At 72.3% G+C, this 16,802-nt stretch carries 17 protein-coding genes and 1 riboswitch; of the genes, 10 read left to right on the top strand and 7 right to left on the bottom strand.

Features of this window, described 5'->3' with window-relative positions:
• On the top strand, window positions 1-960 hold the full coding sequence (locus JK359_RS05250) for an ABC transporter substrate-binding protein (protein WP_201832095.1): 960 nt from the start codon (window positions 1-3) through the stop codon (window positions 958-960).
• Window positions 961-966: 6 nt separating this feature from the next.
• On the opposite strand, the gene JK359_RS05245 is transcribed toward JK359_RS05250, so the two are convergent.
• Entirely contained in the window at window positions 967-1,689 is a 723-nt protein-coding gene (locus JK359_RS05245; RefSeq protein ID WP_201832093.1) for an isocitrate lyase/PEP mutase family protein, read from the bottom strand.
• Window positions 1,686-2,186, bottom strand: a complete 501-nt coding sequence (locus tag JK359_RS05240) for a carboxymuconolactone decarboxylase family protein (RefSeq protein ID WP_201832092.1) — start codon at window positions 2,184-2,186, stop codon at window positions 1,686-1,688. Before JK359_RS05240 ends, JK359_RS05245 begins: the two co-directional genes overlap by 4 nt.
• Before the next feature lie 47 nt (window positions 2,187-2,233).
• Between JK359_RS05240 and pdxR the strand changes: the two genes are divergently transcribed.
• Window positions 2,234-3,622: a MocR-like pyridoxine biosynthesis transcription factor PdxR gene (gene pdxR, locus JK359_RS05235; RefSeq protein WP_201832090.1), complete on the top strand. Its 1,389-nt coding sequence runs from the start codon at window positions 2,234-2,236 to the stop codon at window positions 3,620-3,622.
• A gap of 104 nt (window positions 3,623-3,726) precedes the next feature.
• Entirely contained in the window at window positions 3,727-5,196 is a 1,470-nt protein-coding gene (locus tag JK359_RS05230) for an endonuclease/exonuclease/phosphatase family protein (RefSeq protein ID WP_201832088.1), read from the top strand.
• A 27-nt stretch (window positions 5,197-5,223) separates the two neighbouring features.
• Here the strand turns inward: JK359_RS05230 and JK359_RS05225 are convergent, their stop codons facing one another.
• A complete protein-coding gene (locus tag JK359_RS05225; RefSeq protein ID WP_201832767.1) occupies window positions 5,224-6,048 on the bottom strand; it encodes a DMT family transporter in 825 nt (274 codons plus the stop codon).
• Between the two features lie 117 nt (window positions 6,049-6,165).
• On the opposite strand from JK359_RS05225, the gene JK359_RS05220 reads away from it, so the two are divergent.
• Both JK359_RS05220 and JK359_RS05215 read left to right on the top strand, forming a co-directional pair.
• Window positions 6,166-6,579, top strand: coding sequence for a hypothetical protein (locus JK359_RS05220; protein WP_201832087.1), 414 nt, complete (start codon window positions 6,166-6,168; stop codon window positions 6,577-6,579).
• A 12-nt stretch (window positions 6,580-6,591) separates the two neighbouring features.
• The gene (locus JK359_RS05215) at window positions 6,592-7,776 is read left to right on the top strand and encodes a glutathionylspermidine synthase family protein (protein ID WP_201832085.1); all 1,185 of its coding nucleotides are present in this window, start codon (window positions 6,592-6,594) and stop codon (window positions 7,774-7,776) included.
• Window positions 7,777-7,804: 28 nt separating this feature from the next.
• Here the strand turns inward: JK359_RS05215 and JK359_RS05210 are convergent, their stop codons facing one another.
• Entirely contained in the window at window positions 7,805-8,374 is a 570-nt protein-coding gene (locus JK359_RS05210; protein ID WP_201832083.1) for a TetR/AcrR family transcriptional regulator, read from the bottom strand.
• An 86-nt stretch (window positions 8,375-8,460) separates the two neighbouring features.
• On the opposite strand from JK359_RS05210, the gene JK359_RS05205 reads away from it, so the two are divergent.
• Window positions 8,461-8,922: a nuclear transport factor 2 family protein gene (locus JK359_RS05205; RefSeq protein ID WP_307787975.1), complete on the top strand. Its 462-nt coding sequence runs from the start codon at window positions 8,461-8,463 to the stop codon at window positions 8,920-8,922.
• Here JK359_RS05205 and rocD read toward each other — a convergent pair whose 3' ends face one another.
• Complete coding sequence (gene rocD / locus JK359_RS05200) at window positions 8,923-10,131, bottom strand: ornithine--oxo-acid transaminase (protein WP_201832079.1); 1,209 nt, start codon at window positions 10,129-10,131, stop codon at window positions 8,923-8,925.
• 112 nt (window positions 10,132-10,243) lie between these two features.
• Window positions 10,244-10,334: riboswitch (ZMP/ZTP riboswitch) on the top strand.
• Between the two features lie 34 nt (window positions 10,335-10,368).
• Here rocD and JK359_RS05195 point away from each other — a divergent pair.
• The 3 genes from JK359_RS05195 (at window position 10,369) to JK359_RS05185 (ending at window position 13,712) form a co-directional block, all read left to right on the top strand.
• Window positions 10,369-11,823 carry a glycine hydroxymethyltransferase gene (locus JK359_RS05195; RefSeq protein ID WP_201832077.1) on the top strand — a complete coding sequence of 485 codons (1,455 nt, stop codon included), beginning with the start codon at window positions 10,369-10,371 and terminating at the stop codon, window positions 11,821-11,823.
• A 142-nt stretch (window positions 11,824-11,965) separates the two neighbouring features.
• Entirely contained in the window at window positions 11,966-12,979 is a 1,014-nt protein-coding gene (gene trpS, locus JK359_RS05190; RefSeq protein ID WP_201832076.1) for a tryptophan--tRNA ligase, read from the top strand.
• A gap of 151 nt (window positions 12,980-13,130) precedes the next feature.
• Complete coding sequence (locus JK359_RS05185; protein WP_201832074.1) at window positions 13,131-13,712, top strand: 2'-5' RNA ligase family protein; 582 nt, start codon at window positions 13,131-13,133, stop codon at window positions 13,710-13,712.
• 66 nt (window positions 13,713-13,778) lie between these two features.
• Here JK359_RS05185 and dprE2 read toward each other — a convergent pair whose 3' ends face one another.
• Entirely contained in the window at window positions 13,779-14,546 is a 768-nt protein-coding gene (gene dprE2, locus JK359_RS05180) for a decaprenylphospho-beta-D-erythro-pentofuranosid-2-ulose 2-reductase (RefSeq protein ID WP_201832072.1), read from the bottom strand.
• An 85-nt stretch (window positions 14,547-14,631) separates the two neighbouring features.
• Between dprE2 and JK359_RS05175 the strand changes: the two genes are divergently transcribed.
• Window positions 14,632-15,534 (top strand): YihY/virulence factor BrkB family protein, encoded by a 903-nt coding sequence (locus tag JK359_RS05175; protein ID WP_201832070.1) that lies wholly within the window; start codon window positions 14,632-14,634, stop codon window positions 15,532-15,534.
• Here the strand turns inward: JK359_RS05175 and JK359_RS05170 are convergent.
• The gene (locus JK359_RS05170; RefSeq protein WP_307787973.1) at window positions 15,482-16,717 is read right to left on the bottom strand and encodes a D-alanyl-D-alanine carboxypeptidase family protein; all 1,236 of its coding nucleotides are present in this window, start codon (window positions 16,715-16,717) and stop codon (window positions 15,482-15,484) included. The two genes, JK359_RS05175 and JK359_RS05170, sit on opposite strands and share 53 nt — an antisense overlap.
• Window positions 16,718-16,802 lie beyond the last annotated feature (85 nt).

Genomic DNA, 16,802 nt, shown 5'->3' with positions numbered 1-16,802 from the left:
ATGCGTATCCGTACGATCCTCACGGCGGCCGCCGGTGCATCCGCGCTCGCCCTGCTGACCGGCTGCGGCGCCGCCGACATGACCAAGCAGGCCAGCCCGTTCGCGAACGCCCAGGGCGCGAGGACGGTCACCCTGTCCGTGCAGTCCTGGGTGGGCGCCCAGTCCAACGTGGCCGTCGCCCAGTACATCCTGGAGCACAAGCTCGGCTACCGCGTCGACACCGTCCAGGTCGACGAGGTGCCCGCCTGGGACGCGCTCAGCCAGGGCCGGGTCGACGCCCTCCTGGAGGACTGGGGCCACCCGGACCAGGAGGAGCGGTACGTCGAGGACAAGAAGACGATCGCCCGCGGCGGCGACCTCGGGGTGACCGGTCACATCGGCTGGTTCGTGCCGACGTACCTGGTCGAGCAGCACCCGGACATCACGGACTGGAAGAACCTGAACAAGTACGCCTCGCTCTTCCGCACCCCGGAGAGCGGCGGCAAGGGCCAGCTGATGGACGGTTCCCCGTCCTACGTCACCAACGACAAGGCCCTGGTGGACAACCTGAAGCTGGACTACCAGGTCGTCTTCGCCGGTTCCGAGGCGGCGCAGATCACCCAGATCAAGCAGTTCGCCAAGGAGAAGAAGCCGTTCCTGACGTACTGGTACGCGCCGCAGTGGCTGTTCAAGAAGGTCCCCATGACGGAGGTCAAGCTGCCTCCGTACAAGGACGGCTGCGACGCGGACGCCGCGAAGGTCGCCTGCTCCTACCCGCACACCCCGTTGCAGAAGTACCTCAACGCCGACTTCGCGAAGTCCGGCGGCAAGGCGGCGGCCTTCCTGAAGAAGTTCAGGTGGACCACGGAGGACCAGAACGAGGTCTCCCTGATGATCGCCGAACAGAAGCTGGACCCGCAGGAGGCGGCGGAGAAGTGGGTGGACAGCCACCCCGACGTGTGGAAGAAGTGGCTGTCCTGACCGGCCTCACGGCAGCAGGCCGCCCGCGATCTCCTGCAACGCGGCCGTGGCCCGCCGCTGGAGTCCTGGCCCGAACGTGACACGGGTGGCCCCGAGTTCGCCGAGCGCGGCGGGCGCGGGGCCGTCCCCGTCCAGCAGGGCGAGGGCGTTCAGCGGGCCCGCGATCCCGGCCCGCAGCAGCGGCAGTACGGCCGTGGGGGCGAGGATCGGGTACACGCAGTCGGCGCCGGCCGCGCGGTACAGGGCGGCCCGCTCGATGGCCCGCTCGGGATCGCCGTCGCCGTGGACGAAGACGTCGACCCGGGCGTTGACGAACAGCGCGTCGGCCGCGGCGGCCCGCACCTCGGCGAGGAACTCGGCCTGCGCGTGCGGGGCCTTGAGCACGCCCCCGGCCGAGTCCTCCAGGTTGCAGCCGACGGCGCCCGCCTCCAGCAGCCGCTCGACCAGTTCCTTCGGGGCGAGCCCGTAGCCGTCCTCGACGTCCGCCGACACCGGTACGTCCACCGCCCGCGTGATCCGGGCGACCGCGGCGAACATCTCGTCGGCCGGAGTCGCCCCGTCCGCGTACCCGAGCGAGGCGGCCACCCCCGCGCTCGGCGTGGCCAGCGCCGGGAAACCGGCCGCCACGAACGTCCGCGCACTGGACGCGTCCCAGGGTCCGGGCAGGACCAGCGGGTCGCCCGGTGCGCGGCGCAGGTGCAGGGCGCGGAACGCCTCCGCCTTGCTCACCTGTACTGGCCCGGCTGGTAGTGGCCCGGGACCATGCGCGTGCTCACACCGAACCGGTTCCAGGCGTTGATCACGGTGATCGCGGCGATCAGCTGGGCCAGCTCGGCCTCCTCGAACCGCTTGGCGGCCTTCTCGTACACCTCGTCCGGCACGAACCCGTCGGTCAGCACGGTGATCGCCTCGGTCAGCTCGATCGCCGCCAGCTCCTTGTCGGTGTAGAAGTGCCGCGACTCCTCCCACGCGCCGAGCTGCACGATCCGCTCCACGCTCTCACCGGCCGCCAGGGCGTCCTTGGTGTGCATGTCGAGGCAGAACGCGCAGTGGTTGAGCTGCGAGGCGCGGATCTTCACCAGCTCGTACAGCTTCGGGTCCAGTCCCTTCGCGGCCGCGGCGTCCAGGCGGATCATCGCCTTGTAGACCTCGGGCGCGTGCTCGGCCCAGGCCAGCCGCGACGGCTGTTCGGGGGCGTATTCGACGGTTTCCTGTGCAGTACTCATGTATCCGACCCTAGGAGCCGGGCAGCCCAGGCGTATGGTCCATTTCCATGGCAAGATCCTGGGCCACTCTGGGCATCGACCTGCACCTCGAACCGGCCGGCGCGGGCGGACTGCGCCGCGGCCTCACCGACGCGCTGCGGGACGCGGTGCGCACCGGCCGCCTCGCCCCCGGCACCCGGCTGCCCTCCTCCCGCTCCCTCGCCGCCGACCTCGGCATCGCCCGCAACACCGTTGCCGAGGCCTACGCCGACCTGGTCGCCGAGGGCTGGCTCACCGCCCGCCAGGGCTCCGGCACCCGGGTCGCGGACCGGGCCGTCGCCCCGCCGGGGGACACCGCACCCCGGCGCCGTGAACCCGCCCGGCCGGCCTACGACCTCATCCCCGGCACCCCCGACCTCGCCGCCTTCCCGCGCACCGAGTGGCTCAAGGCGGCCCGCCGGGCCCTGGCCACCGCCCCCTTCGACGCCCTCGGCTACGGCGACCCGCGCGGCCGCCCCGAACTCCGCACCGCCCTCGCCGGCTACCTCGCCCGCGCCCGTGGTGTCCGCACCGACCCCGACACGATCCTGATCACCGCGGGCTTCTCGCACGCCCTGCGCATCCTCGGCCCGATGCTGCGGGCACGCGGAGTGCGGACGGTGGCCGTGGAGTCCTACGGGCTGGACGTCCACCGGGGGCTGCTGCGGGACGCAGGGCTGACGACCCCCGCGCTGCCGTACGACGAACTGGGCACCGACCCCGGGACGTTGTGCAACGAGGGCGCGGTCCTGCTCACGCCCGCCCACCAGTTCCCGATGGGCACGACCCTGCACCCCGACCGGCGGACCGCCGTCGTGGAATGGGCCCGGCGCACCGGCGGGCTGGTCCTGGAGGACGACTACGACGGCGAGTTCCGCTACGACCGGCAGCCGGTCGGCGCCCTGCAGGGCCTGGACCCCGACCACGTGATCCACCTCGGCACCACCAGCAAGTCCCTGGCACCCGGACTGCGGCTGGGCTGGATGGCGCTGCCGCCGTCCCTGGTGGAGGAGGCGGCCGCGGCCAAGGGCGGCACCGACACCTGCGGGGTGCTGGACCAGCTGACCCTGGCCGAGTTCCTCACCTCCGGCGCCTACGACCGCCACGTACGCTCCTCCCGGCTGCGCTACCGGCGCCGCCGCGACGCCCTCGCCGCCGCCGTGGCCGCCCGCGCCCCCGGGGTCCGGGTCACCGGGATCGCCGCCGGACTGCACGCGATGCTGCGCCTGCCGCCGGGCACCGAGCGGGCGGTGATCCAGGCCGCGGCCTGGCAGGGCCTGGCCCTGCACGGTCTGGCCTACCACCGGCACCCGCAAGCCCTCGCCGAGCCGCTGGACGCCCTGGTCGTCGGCTACGGCACACCGCCGGACAGCGCATGGTCGGGCGCACTGGAGGCGCTGTGCCGCGTCCTGCCCTGACCGCGGCGCCCCGTGACCCCCGCGTCGGGTAGTGTCACCGCCTCTTGAATCGAACATCCGAGGTCGTGCATCGAACACGCACCGCACGACAGGGAGGGGTGCCCATGCGAAGAGCCATAGCCGTACTGGCCGCGCTGTTCAGCCTGATCATCTGCGTCCAGTGGCAGTGGCCCGGGCAGGCGAGCGCCGCCGCCGATCCCGTGCAGCTCCGCAAGTCCGCCGGGCAGGCCTGGGGCCTGAAGAGCCTGGCGACCGGCAAGTTCGTCTCGGCCCCGGCCGTCGGCGCGGGCGGGGACTACGCCAGGCTGCGGGCGGTCGCCGGCACGATCGGCGTCACGGAGCGGTTCACGCTGCACACCGAGGACAAGGGCGCGCACATCAGCCTCCGCAGCGAGGGCAACGGGATGTTCGTCAGCACCGACGTCAACAACAGCGACAAGCTCCGCGCGCAGGGCGACCACCTCGGCACCTGGGAGCAGCTGACGCTGACGTACGACGGCAGCGACGTGGACGGCGAGTACTACAAGCTGTTCTCGCCCATCGCCGGCAAGTACGTCGCCGCGGACCTCAGCTACGCCACCACGGACCCCGACTACGCGGTGCTGCGGGCCCGGACGCCGGACGGGGCGAGGATCGGCTCCTGGGAGCGGTTCCGGCTCGTCCCGGCCGGCGACGACCATGTGGGCGCCGACGCCGGTGACACGAAGCAGTGGGGCACTCCGCCCACTCCCGCCACGCCCTCGTCCTCCTCGGTGAAGGTGATGGCCTGGAACCTGTGCGGGGACCAGAACACCGGCTGCACGAACCACCACGCGACGCCGGACCACATCGCCGACCAGGTCATCGGGCAGCTCGGCGACGTCAGCGCCACCTACATGCCCGACGCGCTGTTCTTCGAGGAGACCTGCGAGAAGTTCGCCAAGTCGATCGAGACGGCGCTGGAATCGCGCACCGGCACCGGCTGGGACGTCCGCTTCGCGCCCATCTACTACGGCGTCACCACCGGCGGCGGCACCGTCAAGGCGCAGAAGGAGTGCGCCGACGCCACCGGGTACGGCAACCGGGGCGCGTACGGCATCAGCCTCGCCGTGCCGGAGGAGAACACCTGGTACCGGGCGCACATCCTCGACTCACCGGCCGGCGCCGAGCAGCGGGCCGCCCTGTGCGCGGCCGTCGAGTCGAAGGCCGTCATGTACTGCGGCGCCCACTTCAGCACCGGCGGCGCGGGCTACGAGGACACCGACTGGAGTCACCACGGCACCCAGCGCGACGAGGTGATGGCCGACCTGGCGAACGCGAGGACCGGCAACTACCGGGTGGTGTTCGGCGGCGACCTGAACGTCAATCCGCCGGGCCGCGGCTGGGACGGCCACGCCGTCCTCGACCCGGCGTACGACGCGTACCGCGAGTGCAGCCAGCTGCAGGATCCCAACAGCGCCCGGGACGGCCAGAACACCGCCAACAACTCGAAGATCGACTACATCTTCGGGGCCGGGCACACCGCCTGCGCGGTCTCGGCCGGCACGTGGGGTTCCGACCACCACGCGCTTCGCTCGACGACCGTCCTTCCCTAGCGAAGCCGCCCCCGTGCACCGGTGGCGTCACGCCCGGTCCGCCACCGGTGCCTCTCCGAACCTGGCGAGGGCCAGCGCGCCCGCCACCGCCACCGCGAACCCCAGCACCGCCAGCCAGGCCAGGCCCTCCCGGGTGCGGTCGCCGAGCCAGACCACGCCCACCGCGGCCGGGCCGATCGTCTCGCCGATCACCATGCCGGCCGTCGCCGTGGTCACCGAGCCCCGCTGCAGGGCCGAGGTGAGCAGCAGGAACGCGGCACCACCGCCGAGCAGCAGGGCGTACACCGCCGGGTCGGCCAGCAGATCGGCCGGCCGCAGCGAGTCGATCAGCCGTACGGACACCTCCACCACCCCGAACCCGAACCCGGCGCCGAGTCCCAGCAGCAGCGCCCGGCCCCGCCCCGACAGGCGCCCGCCGGCCGCGCCGAGCAGCAGCACACCGACCGCGGCCGTCAGCATCGCGTACCGCAGCCATCCCGGGCCGCTGCGCTCGCCCTCCGTGCCCGAGGCCAGCCCCAGCATGGCCAGCCCCGCGCACACCACCGTGACGGCCGACCACTCCAGACCGCTCAGCCGGACCCGCAGCAGCCGCGCCGCCACCACCGCGGTCACCGCGAGGCTCGCCGCCAGGGCCGCGCCCACCGCGTAGATCGGGACGGACCGCAGCGCCGCGATCTGCAGCAGGAAGCCCAGCCCGTCCAGGGCGAGTCCGGCGAGGTACCGCCACTGGCGCAGGGCCCGCAGCAGCAGCGCCGCGTCCCCACCCCCTTCGGCGCCCGCCGCCTGCGCGGCCACCGCCTGCAACACCGTCGCCGTGCCGAAGCAGACCGCCGCCCCGAGGGCGCACACCATTCCAAAGAGCACGAAGCGACTCTAGGGGGCGGGAGATCGCGGGGGCAGCCGCTGGGTCGCCCGCACCGGTCTCTAGGCTGTCCGCCGGACATGACACCTGACGGGGGAGACACCACCATGGCGCAGACACGAAGGCAGCTCCGCTCCGGCGCGGTCGTCCTCGGCGGTATGGGACTGCTGGCCGCCGCGCTCACCGCCTGCTCGTCCGAACCGGACAAGCGCTGCGTCGACCGCGACAGCTATGACGTCACCAAGGGCTACAAGGTCGTCTCCGACAAGGACTGCAAGACCACCGGTGCGACCGCGGGCTCCTCCGGCAGGAAGAAGCCCGTCAAGAAGGGCGCCAAGAAGAAGGCCGACGCCGCCTGGTACTACTCGGGCGAGGAGGAGGACGGCTGGGTCGACGGCGGTTCCTTCACCAGGTCCGGCGGCGGCTCGGGCAGCGGCTCCTCGTACGACGACGACCACCACAGCGGCGGCGGCGTCCACCGGGGCGGCTTCGGCGGCGGCCACGGCAGCTCCGGCGGCTGACGGAACACGCCCGTGGAACGCCGTACGACCACCCCCCGCCCCGGCTGGCAGCAGACCGTCGAGGAGCAGGGCCTCGTCTACCCGCTCACCCGCCACCCCGACGGATCGCTGCGCCCCTACTGGGACGAGAGCGCCTACTACGTCTTCTCCCTGGACGAGGTCGAGGCGCTGGAGGAGACCGTCGAGGAGCTGCACCGCATGTGCCTGGCGGCGGCCGGACACATCGTGGCGGAGGACCGGCTCGGCGACCTCGGCATCACCGACCCGCGGGTGGCGGCGGCGGTCACCGAGGCCTGGCACCGCCGCGCCGAACTCCCGTCCGTCTACGGCCGCTTCGACCTCCGTTACGACGGCACGGGACCGGCGAAGCTGCTGGAGTACAACGCCGACACGCCCACCTCCCTGGTCGAGGCCGCCTCCCCGCAGTGGTTCTGGATGGAGGAACGCTTCCCCGGCGCCGACCAGTGGAACTCCCTGCACGAGCGCCTGGTCGACGCCTGGCGCTCCCAGGCCGCCCTGCTGCCGCCGGGCAGCCCCCTGCACTTCGCGCACTCCGCCGCCGACGAACTCGGCGAGGACCTGATGACGGTCGCCTACCTGAAGGAGACCGCCGAGCAGGCAGGCCTGACCACCGGCTGGCTCGCCATGGAGGAGATCGGCTGGGACAGCCTGTCCGGCCGTTTCGTGGACAACCAGCTCCGGTTCATCCGCAGCATCTTCAAGCTCTACCCCTGGGAGTGGCTCACCACCGACGCCTTCGGCGGGCACGTCCTGGACACCCTGGACAACGGCGGCGGCACCGGCAGCACCCTGTGGATCGAGCCCGCCTGGAAGATGCTGCTGAGCAACAAGGCCCTGCTGCCCGTCCTCTGGGAGCTGTACCCGGACCACCCCAACCTCCTCCCCGCCTACCTGGACGGTCCCCGCGAGCTGGCCGGGTCGGCCGGCTACGTCGCCAAGCCCCTGCTCGGCCGCGAGGGCGAGGGCGTCACCGTGCACCGGCCGGGAGCACCGGCCGTCCTGCGCGACGAACCCTGCTGCTACCAGCAGTTCGCCCCGCTGCCCGCCTTCGACGGCAACCACGTCGTCCTCGGTGCCTGGGTCGTCCAGGACGAGTCGGCCGGCCTCGGCATCCGCGAGTCCACGGGCCTGATCACGGACGAGTACGCCCGCTTCCTGCCGCATGTGATCCTCTAGCGGGCGGCGGCCGCACGGCCGGGCGGCATCAGGTCCGGCTCCCGAGCAGCCTCTCCACCGCCGCCCGTGCCTGGGCCGCCGCGGCCGGATCGCCGGTGATGCCCGCGGTGACGATGGCTCCCTCGGCCAGCAGGAACACCGGCTCGCACGGCTGGGTGCCCGTGGCCCGCACCCAGGCCGCGAGCTGGTCGTGGAAGGCCTGCTTGTGCGACCGGACCTCGGCCCGGACCGGCTCCGAGGACGCGCCCAGCTCGCCGTGGGCGTTGATCCATGCGCACCCGCGGAAGCCGGGCTGCGCGAACCACTCGCCGAGCCAGTCGAAGACGGCGAGCACCCGCTCGCGCGGGTCCGGCACGCTCTCCACGCGGGCGGCCAGGTCACCGCGCCAGCGCCGGTCGCGGCGCCGGAGCATGGCGACCACGAGGTCCTCCTTGGTCGCGAAGAGCCGGTAGATCCGCTTCAGCGGCAGCCCGGACGCCTCGCGGACGCGGTCCATCCCGACCGCCTGGATGCCGTGCGCGTAGAAGAGCGCCTCCGCCGCGTCCAGGAGCGCCTCGCGGTCCAGGCGGTTCTGTTCCTCGGTGATCGGGGCCGGCATGCGGGTCTCCTTGACGCTGAGAACGGTCGTTCTCTACTTTAGTCGCATCGATGGAGAACGAACGTTCTCGACCTGAGGAGACCGCCGTGCCCGAAGGACGCCCGCCCTGCCCGCCGTTCACCGAGGAGACCGCCCGCCAGAAGGTCCAGGCCGCCGAGGACGCCTGGAACACCCGCGACCCCCACCGGGTGGCCCTCGCCTACACACCGGACTCGGTCTGGCGCAACCGCGACCGGTTCGTCACCGGCCGCGAGGAGATCGTCGCCTTCCTGACCGAGAAGTGGCAGCGGGAACAGGAGTACGCCCTGCGCAAGAGCCTCTGGGACTTCCACGGCGACCGCATCGCCGTCCGCTTCCAGTACGAGTGCCACGACGCCGACGGCCGCTGGTGGCGCTCCTACGGCAACGAACTGTGGGAGTTCGACGAGCACGGTCTGATGCGCCGCCGCGAGGCGAGCATCAACGACGTACCGATCGACGAAGCCGACCGGCGCATCTTCGGCCCCCGCCCCGCCGGCCAGCACGGCACCGACATCCCGCTCCGCTGATCAGGCCCCGGACAGCACCTCGCCGAACTGCTCCAGCCCCCACTCCAGCTCCTCCTCGCCGATCACCAGCGGGGGTGCGATCCGGACGGTCGGCCCGTGGGTGTCCTTGACCAGGACCCCACGGGCCAGCAGCCGCTCGGAGACCCGCCGCCCGGTGCCGGCCGACGGCGCGACGTCCACCCCCGCCCACAGCCCGCGCCCCCGCACCGCCGTCACCCGGCCCGAGCCGCGCAGCTCGCCCAGCAGCCGGTGCAGCCGCTCGCCCAGCTCGGCCGCCCGCGCCTGGTACTCGCCGGTCCGCAGCATCGCGATCACCTCCAGCGCCACCGCGCACGCCAGCGGGTTCCCGCCGAACGTCGACCCGTGCTCGCCCGGCCGGAACACCCCGAGCACCGCCGCGCTCGACACCACCGCCGACACCGGCACGATCCCGCCGCCCAGCGCCTTCCCCAGCACGTACATGTCGGGCACCACCCCCTCGTGCTCGCACGCGAAGGTCCGCCCGGTCCGGCCGAGCCCCGACTGGACCTCGTCGGCGACGAAGAGCACGTTCCGCTCGCGCGTCAGCTCCCGCACCCCCGGCAGGTATCCGGCGGGCGGCACGATCACCCCGGACTCGCCCTGGATCGGCTCCAGCAGCACGGCCACGGTGTTCTCCGTGAGCGCCGCCCGCATCGCGGTCAGATCGCCGTACGGCACGATCTCGAACCCCGGCGTGTAGGGGCCGAAGTCCGCCCGCGCCTCCGGGTCCGTCGAGAAGCTGATGACCGTCGTCGTACGGCCGTGGAAGTTGCCTCCCGCGACCACGACCTTCGCCATCTCGCCGGGCACCCCCTTCACCCGGTACCCCCACTTCCGGGCCGTCTTCACCGCGCTCTCCACCGCCTCCACCCCGGTGTTCACCGGCAGCACCATCTCCATCCCGCACAGCTCCGCCAGCTCGGCGCAGAAGGCGGCGAACCGGTCATGGTGGAAGGCGCGGGAGGTCAGCGTCAGCCGCTCCAGCTGGGCCCTGGCCGCCCCGACCAGCCGGGGGTGGACGTGTCCGAAGTTCAGCGCCGAGTAGCCGGCCAGCAGATCCAGGTACCGCCGCCCGTCCACGTCCGTCAGCCACGATCCCGCACCGGAGGCGATCACGACCGGCAGCGGATCGTAGGTGGGCGCACAGTGCGCGGCGGCGGTGGCGATCAGGTCTTCAGCAGTGGTCACGGCCTCTCCCGGATACGACGGTGACTCTCCCGGACACGACGGTGACCCCTTCCTATCCTCGCTCGCATGGTGGACGCGGGATCTTCCCCGTGCGGCGCGCCCGGTAGGCTGACGAGCGGGCCGTGACTGGCGCGCTGGGATGGGACGGACCATCAGGGAGCGGCCCGAGCGGAAAAAAAGTGCCGTGCGCCTGGGCCGAACGTGAACGCTGTAAGCACACCGTCCGGAGGTCCCCCGATGCCCGAGAATTCCGCCCCCCTCTCCGCTGAGTCCACGGCCTTCCGTGCCGCCCTCGACGTCGTCCGCGCCGTCGAGCCGCGCGTCGCCGACGCCATCGGCCAGGAGGTCGCCGATCAGCGCGAGATGCTCAAGCTGATCGCCTCCGAGAACTACGCCTCCCCGGCCACCCTGCTCGCGATGGGCAACTGGTTCAGCGACAAGTACGCCGAGGGCACCGTCGGCCGCCGCTTCTACGCCGGCTGCCGCAACGTCGACACCGTGGAGTCCCTGGCCGCCGAGCACGCCAAGGCGCTCTTCGGCGCCCGGCACGCCTACGTCCAGCCGCACTCCGGCATCGACGCCAACCTCGTCGCCTTCTGGGCCGTCCTCGCCGACCGCGTCGAGGCCCCCTTCCTGGAGAAGACCGGCGCCCGCCAGGTCAACGACCTGTCCGAGGCCGACTGGGCCGAGCTGCGCCAGGCCTTCGGCAACCAGCGCATGCTCGGCATGTCCCTGGACGCCGGCGGCCACCTCACCCACGGCTTCCGCCCGAACATCTCCGGCAAGATGTTCGACCAGCGCTCCTACGGCACCGACCCCGCCACCGGCCTCATCGACTACGAGGCCCTGCGCGCCCAGGCCCGCGACTTCAAGCCGCTGATCATCGTCGCCGGCTACTCCGCGTACCCCCGTCTGGTGAACTTCCGGATCATGCGCGAGATCGCCGACGAGGTCGGCGCGACCCTCATGGTCGACATGGCGCACTTCGCCGGCCTGGTCGCGGGCAAGGTCCTGACCGGCGACTTCGACCCGGTACCGCACGCCCAGATCGTCACCACCACCACCCACAAGTCGCTGCGCGGCCCGCGCGGCGGCATGGTCCTGTGCGACGACTCCCTCAAGGACCAGGTCGACCGCGGCTGCCCGATGGTCCTCGGCGGCCCGCTCCCGCACGTCATGGCGGCCAAGGCCGTCGCCCTCGCCGAGGCGCGGCAGCCCGCCTTCCAGGACTACGCCCAGCGGATCGTGGACAACTCCCGCGCGCTGGCCGAGGGCCTGACGCGCCGCGGCGCCACCCTCGTCACCGGCGGCACCGACAACCACCTCAACCTGATCGACGTCGCCACCTCCTACGGCCTGACCGGCCGCCAGGCGGAGGCGGCGCTGCTGGACTCCGGCATCGTCACCAACCGCAACGCCATCCCCGCCGACCCGAACGGTGCCTGGTACACCTCCGGCATCCGCATCGGCACCCCCGCGCTCACCACGCGCGGCCTCGGTACGGCCGAGATGGACGAGGTGGCGGGCCTCATCGACCGCGTCCTCACCACCACCGAGCCCGGCACCACCAAGTCCGGCGCCCCCTCCAAGGCCGCCCACCTCCTGGACGAGAAGGTGGCCCAGGAGATCGCCCAGCGGGCGACGGACCTGGTGGCGGGCTTCCCGCTGTACCCGGAGATCGACCTCGGCTGACCGACGCCGTACGGGGCACCGCCCCGTCAGGGGCGCGGGGACTGCGCGAACGGCCACAACGGCGCCGCAGTCCCCCGCGTTCCCAAGCCCACCCCCACCCGACGGGCCGACCACCCCCTCACCCTCTGAGAGAATGGTGGACATGGCCTCTGACCGACCCCGCGTGCTCTCCGGCATTCAGCCCACGGCTGGCTCGTTCCACCTCGGCAACTACCTCGGCGCCGTCCGCCAGTGGGTGGCCCTGCAGGAGTCCCACGACGCGTTCTACATGGTCGTCGACCTGCACGCGATCACGGTCCCGCAGGACCCGAAGGAGCTGCGGGCCAACACCCGGCTCGCCGCCGCCCAGCTGCTGGCCGCGGGCCTGGACCCGGACCGCTGCACCCTCTTCGTGCAGAGCCACGTCTCCGAACACGCCCAGCTGGCCTGGGTCATGAACTGCCTCACCGGCTTCGGCGAGGCCAGCCGCATGACGCAGTTCAAGGACAAGTCCGCCAAGCAGGGCGCCGACCGCGCCTCCGTCGGCCTGTTCACGTACCCGATCCTCCAGGTCGCCGACATCCTGCTGTACCAGGCGAACGAGGTACCGGTCGGTGAGGACCAGCGCCAGCACATCGAGCTGACCCGTGACCTCGCCGAGCGCTTCAACGGCCGGTTCGGCCAGACCTTCACCGTCCCGGACCCGTACATCCTCAAGGAGACGGCGAAGATCTACGACCTCCAGGACCCGTCGATCAAGATGAGCAAGTCGGCCTCCACGCCGAAGGGCCTCATCAACCTCCTCGACGACCCGAAGGCCACCGCCAAGAAGGTCAAGAGCGCCGTCACCGACACCGACACGGTGATCCGTTTCGACGCCGAGAACAAGCCGGGCGTCTCGAACCTCCTCACCATCTACTCCACCCTGACCGGCAAGTCGATCGGCGAGCTGGAGCAGGACTACGAGGGCAAGATGTACGGCGCCCTGAAGACCGACCTCGCCGAGGTCATGGTGGAGTTCGTGGCCCCGTTCCGCGAGCGCACCCAGCAGTACCTGGACGACCCCGAGACGCTCGACTCGATCCTGGCCAAGGGCGCGGAGAAGGCGCGTGCCGTGGCCGCCGAGACGCTCTCTCAGGCGTACGACCGCGTGGGCTTCCTGCCGGCCAAGCACTGAGGCGTACGACCGCACTCGGCCCCGGACGGACAGAGCGCTGCACATCACTTCCGCTGCGCCTGCCCACAGGACATCCGGGGCCGTACAGTCGATAGCCGACGGCCGGGACGAGACGGCCGAGAAGACGACAGACGCGACGACAGGAGAAGACGTGGGGACCGTAACGATCGGCGTGTCGATCGCGGTCCCGGAGCCTCACGGCAGCCTGCTCCAGGAGCGGCGCGCGGGCTTCGGCGACGCCGCGGCTCACGGCATCCCCACGCACGTCACGCTGTTGCCGCCGACCGAGGTGGCCGAGGCCGACCTGCCGGCCGTCGACGCACACCTCACCGAGGTCGCCGCGGCCGGCCGGCCGTTCCCGATGCGGCTCTCCGGCACCGGCACCTTCCGGCCCCTGTCGCCGGTGGTCTACGTCCGCGTCGTCCAGGGCGCCGAGGCCTGCTCCCGGCTCCAGCAGCGGGTCCGGGACGCCTCCGGACCGATGGCGCGCGAGCTGCAGTTCCCGTACCACCCGCACGTCACCGTCGCCCACGGCATCGACGACGCGGCGATGGACCGCGCCTTCGAGGAGCTGGCGGGCTTCGACGCCCAGTGGCCGTGCACCGGCTTCGCGCTGTACGAGCAGGGTGCCGACGGAGTCTGGCGCAAGCTGCGGGAGTACACGTTCGGCGGATCCGTCGTGCCGCCGCAGGCCGGCCACGCCGACATCTGCGTCCCGCGGGTCGTGCCCTGACCGGTGGCGGTCCGGCCGCGGCGCCGTCGTGGCCGTCCGCGCCGTTCCCCGCGCCCTTTCGGTGCGCTACAGCGGAAGCCGTCTGAAGAGCGGCCGTGGTGCGTGCCGCAGCAGCGACATGAGCAGCCGGAGCCTGCCCGGCACCCACACCGTCTCCGAGTGCCGGCGCAGCCCCAGTTCGATCGCCGTGGCCACCGCCTCCGGTGTCGTGCCGAGCGGCGGCCGGGGACGGCCGGCCGTGCCCCTCGTCCGGACGAACTCCGGGCGCACGACCATGACATGGACGCCGGTGCCGTGCAGGGCGTCGCCGAGGCCCTGGGCGAAGGCGTCGAGGCCGGCCTTGCTGGAGCCGTAGATGAAGTCCGAGCGGCGGGCGCGTTCGGCGGCGGTCGAGGACAGTACGACCAGGGAGCCGTGGCCCTGGGTCTGCAGCGCGCGGCCCGCGACCAGGCCCGCCGAGACGGCCCCGGTGTAGTTGGTCCGGACGACCTGCACGGCGCGGACCGGGTCGCGTTCGTCGTGGGCCTGGTCGCCGAGGACACCGAAGGCGAGCAGCACCATGTCGATGGTGCCCTCGGCGAACACCTTGCCCAGCACGGTCTCGTGGGACTCGGGGTCGAGGGCGTCGAAGGCGAGCGTGCGAACGTCCGCGCCCAGCCTGCGCAGGCCGCCGGCGGCCTGTTCCAGCGCCGGAGAGGGGCGGCCCGCCAGCCACACCGTGCGGGCGCGGCGGGCGATCAGCCGGCGCGCGGTGGCCAGCGCGATCTCGGACGTACCGCCGAGGACGAGCAGGGACCGGGGCAGTGCGGTGGGCGGTGCGGTGGCATCCTTCATGACAGTCGACCGTATCGCCCGCATATGGCCGTTCTGGCGAAGAAACGCGGTGTTGGCGGTCCCGCGCAGCGGGCACAGTCGGATCATGGACTGGCTGAAGAGGCTGCCCGGCGTCGGGCCGATCGTCACCCGGCTGATGACCACGCACGCGTGGCGCAGTTACGAGCGACTGGACCGGGTGAAGTGGACCCGGCTGGCCGCCGCCATGACGTTCGTCAGCTTCGTGGCCCTGTTCCCGCTGCTGACCGTGGCCGCCGCGATCACCGCCGCCACGCTCAGCCCCGCCAGCCAGAAGACCGTCGAGCACCGCATCACCGACCAGTTCCCGGGCTCCTCCGAACAGCTGACCTCCCTGGTGCAGAACGCCGGTACCGTCGGCGTCATCGCGGGCGCTGCCCTGCTGCTCACGGGCATCGGCTGGGTCGGCCAGGTGCGGGACTGCCTGCGCACGGTGTGGGAACTGCCGGACCAGGAGGAGAACCCGTTCCTCGACAAGGCCAAGGACGCCGGCATCCTGCTCGGCCTGGGCGGCGCTCTGCTGGTCACCCTCGCCGCGTCCACCCTCGCCTCGGCCGCCGTCGGCTGGCTGTCCCGGCACATCGGCCTGGACGAGCAGAGCTGGGGCAGCCTGCTGCTGCAGGTCGCCGCGTTCGCCGTCGCCGTGCTCGCCGACTTCCTGGTCCTGCTCTACGTCCTGACCCTGCTGCCCGGCGTGGAGCCGGCGCGCCGCCGCCTGCTGGTGGCCGCGCTGCTCGGCGCGATCGGCTTCGAACTGCTGAAGCTGCTGCTCAGCGGCTACATCCAGGGCGTCGCCGCGAAAAGCGTGTACGGCGCGTTCGGCGTCCCCGTGGCCCTGCTGCTGTGGATCAACTTCACCGCGAAACTGGTCCTGTTCTGCGCCGCCTGGACGGCGACGCCGAGCAAGGAGGACGAGGTCACGGACGCGTCCGTCGACGCATCAGATCCGGCAGCGGCCAACGGCGGTTGACCAGGAACGCGCCACCCCCGAGCAACACCAGCAGTCCGCCCGCGACCGCCAGGGCGATCCCGGCACCGCTGGATCCGGACCCGGCGGTGGCGCCCGCCACCGGCTTGGCGCCGGCCCGGCCGGACCCGGCCGCCTGCTCGGCGGACGCGGTGGGGTCGGGCCGCCCGGTGGCCGGCGCGGCGCTCTTCGGCGGCACCAGCTCGCCCACGGCGTTGACCTTGCCGACCGCCTGGAACCCCCAGTCGAACAACTTCGCGGTCTCCTTGTAGACCTCGTTGTGCTCGCGCTTCTCCGGGTTCATCACCGTAACCAGCAGCACCTTGCCGCCCCGCTCGGCGACCCCGGTGAAGGTGGCGCCCGCGTGCGAGGTGTTGCCGTTCTTCACGCCCGCGATGCCCTGGTAGACCGGTACGTCGCTGTCGCCGCTCAGCAGCCGGTTGGTGTTCTGGATCTCCGCGGACCCGAACTTGGCGCGCACGGTCGAGCAGTAGTCGCGGAAGTCCTTCTTCTGCAGCCCGGAGCGGGCGAACAGCGTCAGGTCGTACGCCGACGACACCTGCCCCGGCGCGTCGTAACCGTCGGGCGAGACCACGTGCGTGTCCAGGGCCTGCAGTTCCTCTGCGTGGTCCTGCATGTCCCGCACGGTCTGCTCGACACCGCCGTTCATCGCGGCCAGCGTGTGCACGGCGTCGTTGCCCGAGCGCAGGAAGACCCCGAGCCACAGATCGCGCACCGAGTAGGTGCTGCCCTCCTTTATCCCGACCACGCTGGAGCCTTCGCCCATGCCCGCGAGGTCCGACGCGGCCACCTTGTGCCGGGTGCTCTGCGGGAAGCGCGGCAGCACGGTGTCGGCGAACAGCATCTTCAGCGTGCTCGCCGGGGGCAGCCGCCAGTGCGCGTTGTGCGCGGCGAGCACCTCGCCCGACTCGGCGTCGGAGACGATCCAGGAACGCGCGGTGAGGTCCTTGGGCAGCACCGGGACACCGGGGGCGAGATTGACCTGCGTGCCCGGCAGCCCGAGCCGGGCGCCGCCGAGGGTCGACATCCCGGCCGGGGGAGTGGCCGACGGGCTCGTCGAGGGGCTCGGCTCGGCAAGGGCGGCGGGCGCGCCGACGGACAGGGACAGCAGGGTGGCGGAGGTCACCAGCAGGGACCGCCGGCCGGTCATCTTCGGTGCGGGCACGGTCGAGAACGTACCCGCACCGGACCGTGAAGTCCCGCCCGCACCGCCACCCCCGGCACGGGCCCGCAGAGGGGACGGCGATACT

The sequence above is a fragment of the Streptomyces actinomycinicus genome (assembly GCF_016741775.1).
In the GTDB taxonomy this organism is placed as follows: Bacteria; Actinomycetota; Actinomycetes; order Streptomycetales; family Streptomycetaceae; genus Streptomyces; species Streptomyces actinomycinicus.
This window is presented reverse-complemented; position numbering and strand designations above follow the sequence as displayed.

Excerpts from the sequence above, each read along its gene's own strand:
- JK359_RS05225 (WP_201832767.1), bottom strand. The coding sequence starts at position 6,048 with ATGGTGTGCGCCCTCGGGGCGGCGGTCTGCTTCGGCACGGCGACGGTG.
- JK359_RS05250 (WP_201832095.1), top strand. The coding sequence starts at position 1 with ATGCGTATCCGTACGATCCTCACGGCGGCCGCCGGTGCATCCGCGCTC.
- JK359_RS05175 (WP_201832070.1), top strand. The coding sequence starts at position 14,632 with ATGGACTGGCTGAAGAGGCTGCCCGGCGTCGGGCCGATCGTCACCCGG.
- JK359_RS05210 (WP_201832083.1), bottom strand. The coding sequence starts at position 8,374 with ATGCCGGCCCCGATCACCGAGGAACAGAACCGCCTGGACCGCGAGGCG.
- JK359_RS05230 (WP_201832088.1), top strand. The coding sequence starts at position 3,727 with ATGCGAAGAGCCATAGCCGTACTGGCCGCGCTGTTCAGCCTGATCATC.
- dprE2 (WP_201832072.1), bottom strand. The coding sequence starts at position 14,546 with ATGAAGGATGCCACCGCACCGCCCACCGCACTGCCCCGGTCCCTGCTC.
- JK359_RS05195 (WP_201832077.1), top strand. The coding sequence starts at position 10,369 with ATGCCCGAGAATTCCGCCCCCCTCTCCGCTGAGTCCACGGCCTTCCGT.
- JK359_RS05240 (WP_201832092.1), bottom strand. The coding sequence starts at position 2,186 with ATGAGTACTGCACAGGAAACCGTCGAATACGCCCCCGAACAGCCGTCG.
- trpS (WP_201832076.1), top strand. The coding sequence starts at position 11,966 with ATGGCCTCTGACCGACCCCGCGTGCTCTCCGGCATTCAGCCCACGGCT.
- JK359_RS05220 (WP_201832087.1), top strand. The coding sequence starts at position 6,166 with ATGGCGCAGACACGAAGGCAGCTCCGCTCCGGCGCGGTCGTCCTCGGC.
- pdxR (WP_201832090.1), top strand. The coding sequence starts at position 2,234 with ATGGCAAGATCCTGGGCCACTCTGGGCATCGACCTGCACCTCGAACCG.